This is a genomic window from Nostoc sp. (assembly GCF_036917575.1).
Lineage (GTDB): Bacteria > Cyanobacteriota > Cyanobacteriia > Cyanobacteriales > Nostocaceae > Nostoc.
The window spans coordinates 40,021-51,542 of the sequence record NZ_JBALDC010000017.1; the positions used below are offsets into that span (position 1 = coordinate 40,021).

Sequence of the window (11,522 nt, forward strand, 5' to 3'; positions counted from 1 at the left end):
ACATCAAATTGTCACTACGAATCAGCTTGACGCATCAGGAGTGGCTGAGTGCGTGGTATAATCGATATTAGTTTGACGCGCAGTACGCTTGTGATCGCTTTTACGAGTCCCTCCAGCCATTTGATATTCATGGCTATTGTTACCAAACTTATAAGCAACGCCAAGCAAAATTTGCTGAGAGTAGTCTGCTAAATCTTTTTCTTTTTCAGCGATCTGAGTTGATAAGACATCAATAGTAGAGAGAATAGTATTGTAAGTTTCCAGAGATTGACTGAGGTCTGCAATTTTATCAGTATAATCTTTAACTGTTAAACCTATTCCAACATCTAGCGTTGGACTAATGGATTTAACACAGGCTAGACGCATCTGAGCTTTATTGAGAACACCTGAATTGCGTTTGTGTCTTGCCATAATTGATACTTATTTCTTAAACTTCTCATAACTCTATAGTGGACAATTGTTTCCCAGATTGTCATACGTAAAACTATTGATTTATGTAAAAAAAATAACTTCTATCTTTCTAAAACAAACGTCAAAGCAGAAGTTGCTTTTGGCTGCGCGAAACACGGAAACGTCACGGCAGAAGTTACTTCCAAGACGACAGAAGTTGCTTTTGGCTGCGCAAAACACGGAAACGTCGCAGCAGAAGTTACTTCCAAGACGACAGAAGTTGCTTTTGGCTGCGCAAAACACGGAAACGTCACGGCAGAAGTTACTTCCAAGACGACAGAAGTTGCTTTTGGCTGCACAAAACACAAAAGTCTTTTCTTGGCACGAGTGTTTAGATATCTGAATACTCAGATTCCCGACTTTTTAAAAAAGTTGGGAATCTAGCACCTGAGCATTTTATATTTAATTTAGTTGATTTACCAATACCTTCGCCAATTTACGAGGGTTCAACGCTTGTAGAAACGGGATGAATACGACCTAAAAAAGTAAGCCTGGCAAAAATCTGGGTTAATAAAATAGGCTCAGGGATTTCAGTTTCGCATTTTTAACATTTCACGAACATATTGAAACCCACGATAGTAAGCCTTAAGATTAATAATGCCGGAGTCACGATTGTGTTGACGAAAATCTAAGAGTTGATGATAAGATAAATTGACCAAGATTATCTGGTTCAATTGACGCATCTTTGTAGCTTTTATCTGTGGCAAGAGGCATTGTAACAATGATAAGATATCGAGCATGGGCGGCAAGTGGTTTTTGAATTGTTGTTGTGAGAGACAATAACTTTACTACGAAACGCCTTACCTCTTCATCCTCTTATTTTGGCAACGGTATTCAGAAGAAACTGGATTTTATGAATAACAACCCTCTTACCACTCCTGCACAATGTCCTTTCCGTGGAAGCCGCATTGGTGGTGCGCTTGGCTCCAAGCCGCAAACTGATGATTGGTGGCCGAACCGACTTCAGGTCGAGCTACTTCACCAAAATTTGCCCCAAGCTAACCCGCTGCAAGATTTCGATTACAAGGGAGCCTTCGCGAAGATTGACTTCAAACAGTTGAAAAGCGATATCAAAGCGCTGCTGACCGATTCGCAGGACTGGTGGCCAGCCGACTATGGTAATTATGGACCTCAAATGATTCGCATGGCGTGGCACGCCGCAGGCACCTACCGAATCGCAGACGGTCGGGGCGGAGCGAGTCAGGGTATGCAACGCTTTGCACCAATCAATTCGTGGTGGGATAATGGGAACACAGATAAATCACGACGGCTGCTATGGCCCATCAAGCAGAAATATGGTGCGGCAATAAGCTGGGCTGATTTGATGAGTCTGACTGGCAACTGCGCGCTCGAAATCATGGGGTTTAAGACCTTTGGTTTTGGTGGCGGTCGCATTGATGCCTGGGAGGCAGACCGCGCGACATACTGGGGGCCGGAGTTCTGGAACGGCGATCCAATTGAGGATATCAAAGAACACCCTGGTCATCCTGACGAGATGGTCACTCGCACGATTCGGTGGGTTGGGAAGCCAAATGAGGAATACTACGACCTTGAAAACCCGCTAGCAGCTTCGCACCAGGCGCTAATTTACGTCAATCCAGAAGGTCCAAACGCCGAAGGCGACCCCTATGGCTCGGCGCGAGACATTCGCGAGACGTTTGCGCGGATGGGCATGAATGACGAAGAGACTGTCGCGCTGATTGCAGGTGGTCATGCCTTTGGCAAAAGTCACGGCATGGTCTCGCCGGACAAGATCGGTCCAGCACCGGAAGCCGCGCCGATTCAGGCTATGGGCATGGGGTGGCAGAACCCTGAAGGCACTGGGTTTGCCGAATATACGATGACGAACGGGATCGAAGGATCGTGGACTCCAAACCCAATCCAGTGGGACAACAGTTACCTAACCAATCTTTTTAAGTACGACTGGGAACAGACAAAGAGTCCAGTAGGTGCCATTCAGTGGAAGCCGAGCAATCCTGATGCACCAAAGACACCAGATGCCCATCAACAGGGCGTTGAGCACCCGTTAATGATGATGACTTCGGACATTGCGTTGAAGGTCGATCCGGTCTATTACGAGGTCTGTCAGCGCTACTTGGGTGACTTCGATTACTTCAGCGATGCGTTCGCGCGCGCCTGGTATAAGCTGATCCATCGAGACATGGGGCCGAAAACGCGCTATCTTGGTCCGGAAATCCCAGAGGAAGATTTGATCTGGCAAGATCCAATTCCAGCACTGGATCACGAGGTCGTTGATGTCGCCGATATCAATTCTCTCAAGGATAAAATTTTAGCGAGTGGGATCTCTGTTTCGGCACTTGTGTCAGCCGCTTGGGCATCAGCATCAAGCCACCGCCATTCCGACAAGCGCGGCGGCGCAAACGGAGGGCGCGTTCGTCTCAATCCCCAAAAAGACTGGGAAATGAACCGCCCGCAGGAGCTCGGCAAGGTCCTATCAACCCTTGAGCAAATTCAGGCGGATTTTAACGCTGCTCAGTCGGGCAGCAAAAAAATCTCGATGGCAGACCTTATAGTCCTCGGTGGCTGTGCTGCGGTCGAGAAGGCCGCGCAAGACGCTGGGTTTTCTGTTGCCGTCCCGTTTACTCCAGGTCGGATGGATACGACTCAGGAACTGACAAATGTTGAAATGTTTGACTGGTTGAAGCCAGTTTCGGACGGTTTCAGAAATTATCACAATGAGGCGGTCGGCTATAAAGTGAAACCGGAGCGGATCTTCCTCGATCGGGCGCAGCTCTTGACGCTGACTGCGCCTGAGTGGACGGCTCTGGTCGGCGGACTTCGTGCCCTCGATCAGAATTGGGACTATTCAAAGCACGGTAGCTTTACTGACCGACCCGGTGTTTTGACCAATGACTTTTTCCGTGTCCTGACCAGTATGGACTATGAGTGGAAGCCGATAGACAATCGCGAGATGCTGTTTAACATCTGCGATCGCAAAACGGGCGAAACGAAGTTCACCGCGACACGTTGCGATCTCATTTTCGGTTCGAACGCGGAGCTTCGTCAAATTGCTGAAGTCTATGGCGCTGATGACGGTCACGAGCGTATGGTTAAGGACTTCGTCGCGGTCTGGAACAAGGTAATGATGCTTGATCGCTTCGACGTTTGCGCTTAACAGACTAATGATCTGTCCCATTAATTTTGAGGTGTAGAAAACGAACTATAGAGGCACACTTGGCAGACTACTAGGTGCAAGACCACTCCCAGTAAAAAAATACTTTCCGTCATTAAAGGTCATAAAACTTTTTTGATACATATGCCGAGTTTCTGCAACTCCTGAAAGGACGAAACTATATTCCAGACGATGTTTACGCTCCTTGACTTTTGTAATTACAGTGTCATGAAGCTGATAGTTACTAATCCATAGTTCAAACCCATCTCGCAATTCAATAAATTGATACTGTCCCTCACCGAGTCGAGGCGGGTGCTGCCAAAGAATATCTAATGAATTGGAGGGATCGTAGAGGCGTATAGTGTCTTAAGTTTTTAATAATACTTCCCAGTGAGCATTCGCTGAAATAGTGATAGTCATTGTGAGTAGTAAGTAGTCGTTATGAACTAGAAGACTGGAGACTGGGGAGCAGGGGGGTAAAGGAGTTGGGGAGCAAAAGAAAAATTCTTTCCTTTTCCCTTTCCCCTTTTCCCGATGCCCAATACCCTAACTTTTACCTAAATGCTCAATTATTGTCACAGTCTGCTGTTGGCGATTTTTTCCTTTGTAGCGATACCACCACATTACAAAGCCAGTGATAGACAGAATTAGCGGTGAAAGTCCCACGAAAATATAGAGAATCCGTGTTGGTAGTCCCCAAAATGTGCCATAGTGCAGTGGTGAAAATGAATTCAACACTGCTTCTGCCCGTGTCGGCTTCAGCCCATTCTGTAATTGCAGCACTTTACCTGTGTATTGGTCAAGATAAACCCGACTAGAACCGTACTCTGCTGTTTCTTGCGGTTGTTTTTTGCCGACTGTGTAAACCTCTTCTGGCTTTTGAGGAAAGCTAATATAAGTTGTAGCAGCACCAGGTAGCGCTGCATCAGCTTTTTGTAAAATTTTGTTCAGTGTCAAACCAGACTTACCAGGAATTGGTTTAGAAACTGGATCTTTTATAATTGGTGTGAAGGTGGCTGCATGGATGGCAGGTTGAGCAAAATTGTTGAAGTTCCAGCAAAAACCTGTAAAGGCAATAAAAGTTAAGAAGACAGCCGCAACAATGCCTGATACTTTGTGAATATCAAAGTTGACTCGCTTGGGATGAGCATTCCACTTGATTTTGAAACCAGAGATTAACTTGCGCCAACCAGGCCACAATACAATTCCTGTAATGCTAAGAATCAACAGCATAAAAGCCACAATACCGACAATGATTGTGCCGATTTCACCTGCAAGAAGTTGGTAGTGGAGTTTAAAAGTCCAGCCAATAATTGTCTCGTCCCAGTTACGAGAACCCATAACTATACCTGTGTAGGGATTGATGAAAACTTGCAGAGATTTATCATTTGGGGCTTGTAGCCAGAAACTATAGGGAAGGTGAGGGTCTGGGAGTGTGTTAATGCTTGAGATTTTGAGGTCTGGTTGCTTGGCATAGGCAGTTTTTACGGTTTCTAATACGGATTCTATGGGGAGGAGATTGCCTTTAGGAATAACTTGTCCGAATTGTTGATTTACTAAAAATTCGTCAATTTCGTGCTGAAATACCAACAAAGAACCAGTTAAGCCGACAATGATTAGCACTAACGCTGCAACTAAGCCAAGGTAGCGGTGTAAGAAAAATGCAATGTTTCGGAGTGATTTAGATTTCATGAAAAATGCTCCTGAGCTATGACTTAGAATCAAATGGAGATCGTTGCAGAAAAACGCTTAAATGAGAATAATTTGTATCTTTATAGAATCGCCTGACTGGAGTATAAAAGGCAAGGGCGATCGCTCAGATAGTTGTGGTTGCTCTTCGCCTGTAACTTTATCAACCCGTATAAACGGTAGACTTGTTAAAAATTTGTTGCATTTGCATATAGCACGCTTCAAAATATGCTTCAATGCAGAGGTCGGTTCTGATGGCTTCTTCCCATCAGACGCAAGGGGGAAAGTCCGGTGCAAATCCGGCACTGTCCCGCAACTGTGAAGAGGCTCATGCCTTTGAGTCAGAATGCCCGCCGATGGTTAACTTATTGTTCACACCATCTGCGAGGTACGGATGATGGCTATAGTTACGCGGCTTTTTCGTCATCGCAAGCTGGTTTTTCGTATTGCTGTAAGCGCAAGTCAATTTTTATTAATTGTCACTTTAATCATTGCTTGTCATAGTACAGCAATCAACATATCTAAAAATACTAATAGTAGTTGTATTCAAAAGTACGATAAAGATACTGATTATTTCCCAATTAAAATCAAAATTACTCATGCCACAGGTTTGGCAGTAGAATATCACAAACATTATAAAGTAGTCACCATTAAAAATCCTTGGCAGAATGCGAAAACAGCGTTTCAATATGCTTTGGTTCAATGTGGAACTCCTACACCTAAAGGATTCAATCAAGCACAAGTGATTACAGTTCCGATTAATTCCATAGTTTCTTTATCTACAACTCATTTACCACATTTAGCTAAATTAGGAGTAGTTGATAAACTTATTGGACTTAGTGATACTAAGCAAGTCAATACGCCTGATGTGGTAGAAAGAATCAAAGCAGGTAAAGTAGCGCAAATAGGTAATAATGCTAATCTAAATATAGAGAAATTATTAGAATTAAATCCTGACTTGGTAACAACTTTTGGCACAGGTAATTCCCAAACTGATAACTATGCCAAACTCACAGAAGCAGGTTTGAAAGTTGGGATAAATGCTGAATATATGGAAAATACGCCATTAGGAAGAAGTGAATGGTTGAAATTTACCGCTTTATTTTTTAATAAAGAAGAACAAGCAGAAAAGATATTTAAAGAAATCACTCGTAAATATGAACAAGTAGCTCAAAAAGTCAAATCTGTAAAAAATCGTCCTACAGTATTCGTCGGATTTAACTTTAAAGGTACTTGGTTTATGCCTGGTGGTAAAAGTTATGTAGCCAAATATCTTGCTGATGCAGGTGCAAACTATCTCTGGAGTGATGATAAATCTTCTGGTAGTTTACCTTTATCTTTTGAAGTTGTTCTGGAACGTGCGGCAAACGCTGATTACTGGTTGAATTTTAGCCAATCTTGGCAGAGGTTACAAGATTTATTGAATGAAGATAATCGTTATGCTGATTTTAAAGCGATGAAAACAGGCAATCTTTATAATAATAATGCTCGTGTCAATGAAAGTGAAGGTAATGATTACTGGGAAGGTGGTATTAATAATCCAGATATCGTTTTAGCAGACTTAATTAAAATATTTCATCCGGAAATATTATTCAATCATCAATTGTTTTATTACCGCAAACTTATTTAAACATCGAACTTTCACCGATAATCTCCCTTCCGTTCACATAACCCATTTTTAGCTTGCGGTATATGCCCAGTTCTCAAACTTCTCATAGATTTATTCATGGTTGTGAGAGAAAACTTGCATCGCTTCACAGAATCAATTTTTGATACAGCCGCAAATGAGAGAGTTTATCTGGTGTTGATTATTCTAAAAATATCTGCACTTTATGCAGTATCTGCGATCGCAAATTGTACAAAATCTCAGTTTGATAAAATTTTCTCAATAAATTTATCTTGAAGCTCTAACATTTTCAATCAAGAGTGATAGTAACCTCTGGAATTTTCCCCTAGTTACTGTAAAATTAATGCTAATTATTAGCAATAAATTTACCATCAATCGCCAGCCATGACTTTTACAATGACAGCGCAAGAAGAAGGGGAAATGTGGGCTGAGGCCGCTCAGAGTGTTGTCTGTGATATTACCTCAGAAACCTTTGAATTTACCCATGAAATGCCTAATAAACTGGGTAGAGGTGGTTTTCGTGGTGTACAAGTCCATCCCGATATCTGGCTAGCGATTATGGACTATCAATATCATGATGACATCATTTTCCCAATTCCCGAATGGGAACACCCCTTGAAATTTGGCGTTTTGCTTTCAGGTAGCACCATAGATGAATACGGAGGGAAGTTAGGAGACGGATATACCTGCATTTCTGGTAGTGGTATCCAACGCCAAACGTCCTTTAAAATTCTGCAAACGCGATATGTGGGTGTAGATATTCATATGTCCCCTGATGTGTTGAGAACTTTTTTCCCAACAACAGATGGTGAAATTTTGCCCCAGTTGCGTTTCTTAACCCAGGGTAATGATTGGCAAAGTTTAATTTATCCGGAAATTACACCAGCTATCCAAGGAGTGGTGCAGCAAATAATTAATTGTCCTTACCACGGAATAGCTAAACGAATGTATTTGCAAGCGAAGGTTGTGGAATTGATGACATTGCAATTACTCCCGATTTTGTCGCATCAAGGAGGATTGCAACCATCACCGAAGTTAAAATCAGGAACTATTGCTAGCATCCATCACGCTAGAGAAATTTTGCACTCTCATTTAGAAAATCCACCCTTATTAGTAGAGCTCAGTTTTGACTGGAACAACAATTCGTGGCTTTGACTCTAGAGGCAATGTTTTGACAGATGGGTTGCAAAATGGCACATATTATGTAACTGGCTTCTTTGATGCTGCTGGCATCGAACAGATTGAAGTCCTCAAGGGACCTGCCTCCGTTCTCTATGGTCAAGGTTCTCTGGGAGGGAGCGTCAATTTCATTACTAAAAAACCTCTCAGTGATCCTTTTTACGAGGTGGAAGCGACGGCTGGAAGCTTTAATTTCTATCGTGGCGCTGTTGACTTTTCGGGTCCGCTCAACAGTAATAAGACTGTGTTGTATCGCTTAAACGCTGCGGCTCAGACGACTGGAAGTTTTATTGATTCCTATGATGCAGAGCAATATTTTGTTGCACCTGCGCTTTCCTGGCAATTGAGCGATGCCTGCGGCGAGCTACGCTAACGCACCAAGCTAACTCTACAGGCACAGTATTTCGAGCAACGTCAAGATGCTCAAACAGGACTCCCCTCTGTGGGTACTGTCCTGCCAAACCCTAACGGCAAAATTCCTCGCGATCGCTACTACAATAAAGATTCTTCTCAAAGACATCTACAGGTGTTTCAAGTTGGCTACACTCTCGAGCATCGCTTTAGCGACAACTGGCAGCTACATAATGCATTCAGAGGTACATGGGTTGCTTTAAGGGATAACTACACCGCCAACCTTGAGCTAGCTAGCGATAACCGCACCCTTGACCGAGGATACTTTAAAGGTGGTACTGACGAGCAAAGTTTCAACGTTGACACGTATATAGTCGGTAAGTTTGCTACAGGCAGCATTAAACATCAACTCGTCACCGGGTTTAATTACACTAGGTATGATGCCGAACAGTTACCTAGGTTTTTCGCGCTAGCGGCTCCAATTGATCTGTTCAATCCTGTGTATGGTCAACCACTCCAAGGTACTCTCACTCAGACATCCGCAACAAAATTTAATATCAATACTTTTGGCTTTTATATCCAGGATCAAATTGCGCTGTTTGATAATCTCAAATTGCTGTTAGGCGGACGCTTTGATATTGCAAACCAGACAAGAAATTTAATTTTTCCTTTACCTACAAGCACTGAGTTTCAACAACAGGAAGTATTTAGCCCCAGAGTCGGTGTTGTTTATCAACCAATTCCAGCTATTTCTCTCTACGCCAGTTACAGTGAATCATTTCAACCATCTCAAGCTTTCCAATCTACGGTAACTCCTAAACCCCTATATGGTCAGCAGTACGAAGTTGGAATCAAGGCAGATTTGAGCGACAGACTCTCTGCAACCCTAGCGTTTTATGACCTCACTCTCACCAATGTAGACACTGAAGATCCGAACAGACCAGGATTTACGATTCAAATCGGCGAGCAGCAAAGCCAAGGCATTGAATTGAATCTAGCTGGTGAAATCTTGCCTGGATGGAACATTATTGCTGGTTATGCCTATAACGATGCCCGTGTGACCAAAGATAACACCATTGCGGTTGGCACCTTGTTGGATAGTATCCCCAAACACAGCTTTAATATCTGGACAACTTATGAAATTCAATCGGGTAGCTTGAAGGGATTTGGCGTGGGTGGCGGGGTGTTTTACACAGGTGACAGGAAGGGAGATCTAGATAATACGTTTGAATTGCCCGGTTATTTCCGTACTGATGCTGCCATCTTCTACAAGCGGAATAACTTGCGGGCATCACTTAATTTCAAGAATCTGTTTAATGTTGACTATTTTGAGTCGGCTGGAAGCGACCTAAACGTTTACTATGGCGATCCATTCACGGTGCAAGGAACCATTTCTTGGGAGTTTTAATCCCCCATTATCCTCCTGTGTCCTTTCTAAGTATATAGCTCATCAATTGTAAGAATTCAGGAGGCAGAATTCAGCAGTCAGAATACTTAAAGAATCAGAATAATACTTCATACATAAATTTTCCTATCGTACTGCATTCCTTTTAAATTCTGACTTCTGACTCAAGAAGTGCTGAATTCTTACCATCAATTCATACTCATTAGCTCAACTTTATCCATTTTTTCCCAACACGATACTCCTGCGGAGTTGTTGCACGATCGCTTAAACTGAAACCTTTATGGGACATTAGTTTTACTTTTTTAACTTCATCGATAATCTGTGAGGTGGAAAAAGTATTTGCCAAAAAGCTAGGGTTTTTGCCGGATAAAGAAAACCCAGTCTTATTTTTGGATAAAGTCAAGCTAAAGATATCTGCACTTTCTGATATGAGCATCGGCGATCGCAGATTGGACAAAATTTGAGCTTAATATAAATCATTTTCAAGAATTTATTTAGAATCTGTAATATTTTTAATCAAGAGTGAAGGTAATATGCGATAAAATTTTTGATAAAAAATATCATTAATTAACAGTAGTTATGACAATTAGTTTGACGATGAATGAGGAATGGGAACTGTGGGACGAAGCTGAAATGAACAGCCTGCAAAACCCAGAACCTGACGAATTTATTTGTCAAATGCCAACACTTCTTGGCAAAGGCTATAGGCGAGAGATTAAAGTGTATCCCGATCTCTGGCTGACAATTAGAGATTATGAATATCACGATGATGTATTGCTGAAAATTCCTGAATGGAATCATTCACTACAATTTTGTGTCTGGCTTTTAGGAAATACCACAGACGATACACTGATCTCTGGTGCTGGCGTTCAACGCCAATTTACTTTAGAGACTCCGAAATTCCAACGGATTGTCAGCATTGAGATTCATCTGCTACCTGAACTATTGGGAACTTTTTTCCCGACAGTGGACGGCGAAATTCCTTCTCAGTTCAGCCTACTAGCAAAGGGTGATGATTGGCAGACAATGCTAGAGTTCAAAAAGACTGCTGCTATCAACTGTGTGGCACAGCAAATCATTAACTGTCCCTATCAAGGAATCACCAAGCGGATGTTTTTGCAGACGAGAGTGCAAGAACTGATCCGCTTGCAATTAACTCCAATCTTGGCAGATAAAGGGGAACTGCAACCGCCGCCACGATTGAAGCCAGAAACTATCGCCTGCATTCATCATGCTAGAGAAATCTTGCGCTCCCGTTTGGAAAATCCGCCATCAATACTGGAATTGTCGCAAATGGTGGGAGTAAGCGATCGCACCCTGCAACGTGGATTTCAAGAACTGTTTGGCAAAACAGCATTTAGCTACCTAAGTGAGAAACGTATGGAATGGGCAGAACAGTTATTGCGTCAAGGAAACATGACTATTGCTGAGGTTGGTAATCGAATTGGCTATTCTAATCTGGGACACTTTGCAGCTGCTTTCAAACGCAGGTTCGGGATTACACCGAGTCAAAGTTTAATTGGTAAAAAGTCGGTTTTGGGATCGTGATGCGGTTTTTGAGTAGACACAGTTGCCATTAATTCTCTATACTCAGCTTCATTGAATTAGAAACGATTTGCACTAATCCATTTTTGGTCTGAAAAAATGGATTCATATTACCTGAGAACTCTGCTTCAACAAGCAGGGAA

The 11,522-nt window shown here is 42.6% G+C and carries 9 protein-coding genes, 2 pseudogenes and 1 riboswitch; of the genes and pseudogenes, 7 read left to right on the forward strand and 4 right to left on the reverse strand.

Features of this window, described 5'->3' with window-relative positions; translation table 11 throughout:
* Nucleotides 1–21: 21 nt before the first annotated feature.
* Both V7K79_RS03640 and V7K79_RS03645 read right to left on the reverse strand, forming a co-directional pair.
* Nucleotides 22–411, reverse strand: coding sequence for a hypothetical protein (locus V7K79_RS03640; RefSeq protein ID WP_335044812.1), 390 nt, complete (start codon nt 409–411; stop codon nt 22–24).
* Nucleotides 412–886: 475 nt separating this feature from the next.
* Nucleotides 887–1,109, reverse strand: a pseudogene (locus tag V7K79_RS03645) (IS4 family transposase); the annotation flags it as partial.
* 110 nt (nt 1,110–1,219) lie between these two features.
* Here V7K79_RS03645 and katG point away from each other — a divergent pair.
* Nucleotides 1,220–3,586 carry a catalase/peroxidase HPI gene (gene katG, locus V7K79_RS03650; RefSeq protein WP_335044814.1) on the forward strand — a complete coding sequence of 789 codons (2,367 nt, stop codon included), beginning with the start codon at nt 1,220–1,222 and terminating at the stop codon, nt 3,584–3,586.
* Nucleotides 3,587–4,129: 543 nt separating this feature from the next.
* Here katG and V7K79_RS03655 read toward each other — a convergent pair.
* A complete protein-coding gene (locus V7K79_RS03655; protein WP_335044816.1) occupies nt 4,130–5,275 on the reverse strand; it encodes a PepSY-associated TM helix domain-containing protein in 1,146 nt (381 codons plus the stop codon).
* Nucleotides 5,276–5,501: 226 nt separating this feature from the next.
* Nucleotides 5,502–5,644, forward strand: a riboswitch (cobalamin riboswitch).
* A gap of 22 nt (nt 5,645–5,666) precedes the next feature.
* Here V7K79_RS03655 and V7K79_RS03660 point away from each other — a divergent pair.
* From V7K79_RS03660 to V7K79_RS03680, 5 genes and pseudogenes are all read left to right on the forward strand, one after another.
* Nucleotides 5,667–6,902, forward strand: a complete 1,236-nt coding sequence (locus tag V7K79_RS03660) for an ABC transporter substrate-binding protein (protein WP_442938886.1) — start codon at nt 5,667–5,669, stop codon at nt 6,900–6,902.
* Nucleotides 6,903–6,998: 96 nt separating this feature from the next.
* The gene (locus V7K79_RS03665) at nt 6,999–7,175 is read left to right on the forward strand and encodes a hypothetical protein (RefSeq protein WP_335044818.1); all 177 of its coding nucleotides are present in this window, start codon (nt 6,999–7,001) and stop codon (nt 7,173–7,175) included.
* Between the two features lie 108 nt (nt 7,176–7,283).
* Nucleotides 7,284–8,054 (forward strand): AraC family transcriptional regulator, encoded by a 771-nt coding sequence (locus V7K79_RS03670; RefSeq protein WP_335044820.1) that lies wholly within the window; start codon nt 7,284–7,286, stop codon nt 8,052–8,054.
* Nucleotides 8,026–8,451, forward strand: a complete 426-nt coding sequence (locus V7K79_RS03675) for a TonB-dependent siderophore receptor (protein WP_335044822.1) — start codon at nt 8,026–8,028, stop codon at nt 8,449–8,451. Before V7K79_RS03670 ends, V7K79_RS03675 begins: the two co-directional genes overlap by 29 nt.
* A 12-nt stretch (nt 8,452–8,463) precedes the next feature.
* Nucleotides 8,464–9,837, forward strand: a pseudogene (locus V7K79_RS03680) (TonB-dependent siderophore receptor); the annotation flags it as partial.
* A gap of 199 nt (nt 9,838–10,036) precedes the next feature.
* Here V7K79_RS03680 and V7K79_RS03685 read toward each other — a convergent pair.
* Nucleotides 10,037–10,270: a hypothetical protein gene (locus V7K79_RS03685; protein ID WP_335044825.1), complete on the reverse strand. Its 234-nt coding sequence runs from the start codon at nt 10,268–10,270 to the stop codon at nt 10,037–10,039.
* Between the two features lie 143 nt (nt 10,271–10,413).
* On the opposite strand from V7K79_RS03685, the gene V7K79_RS03690 reads away from it, so the two are divergent.
* Nucleotides 10,414–11,382 carry a helix-turn-helix transcriptional regulator gene (locus tag V7K79_RS03690; RefSeq protein WP_335044828.1) on the forward strand — a complete coding sequence of 323 codons (969 nt, stop codon included), beginning with the start codon at nt 10,414–10,416 and terminating at the stop codon, nt 11,380–11,382.
* Nucleotides 11,383–11,522 lie beyond the last annotated feature (140 nt).

Bases quoted from the DNA above. Each gene is read 5' to 3' on its own strand.
- V7K79_RS03640 (WP_335044812.1), bottom strand. From the start codon at position 411: ATGGCAAGACACAAACGCAATTCAGGTGTTCTCAATAAAGCTCAGATG.
- V7K79_RS03655 (WP_335044816.1), bottom strand. From the start codon at position 5,275: ATGAAATCTAAATCACTCCGAAACATTGCATTTTTCTTACACCGCTAC.
- V7K79_RS03660 (WP_442938886.1), top strand. From the start codon at position 5,667: ATGATGGCTATAGTTACGCGGCTTTTTCGTCATCGCAAGCTGGTTTTT.
- V7K79_RS03665 (WP_335044818.1), top strand. From the start codon at position 6,999: ATGGTTGTGAGAGAAAACTTGCATCGCTTCACAGAATCAATTTTTGAT.
- V7K79_RS03670 (WP_335044820.1), top strand. From the start codon at position 7,284: ATGACTTTTACAATGACAGCGCAAGAAGAAGGGGAAATGTGGGCTGAG.
- V7K79_RS03685 (WP_335044825.1), bottom strand. From the start codon at position 10,270: ATGCTCATATCAGAAAGTGCAGATATCTTTAGCTTGACTTTATCCAAA.
- V7K79_RS03690 (WP_335044828.1), top strand. From the start codon at position 10,414: ATGACAATTAGTTTGACGATGAATGAGGAATGGGAACTGTGGGACGAA.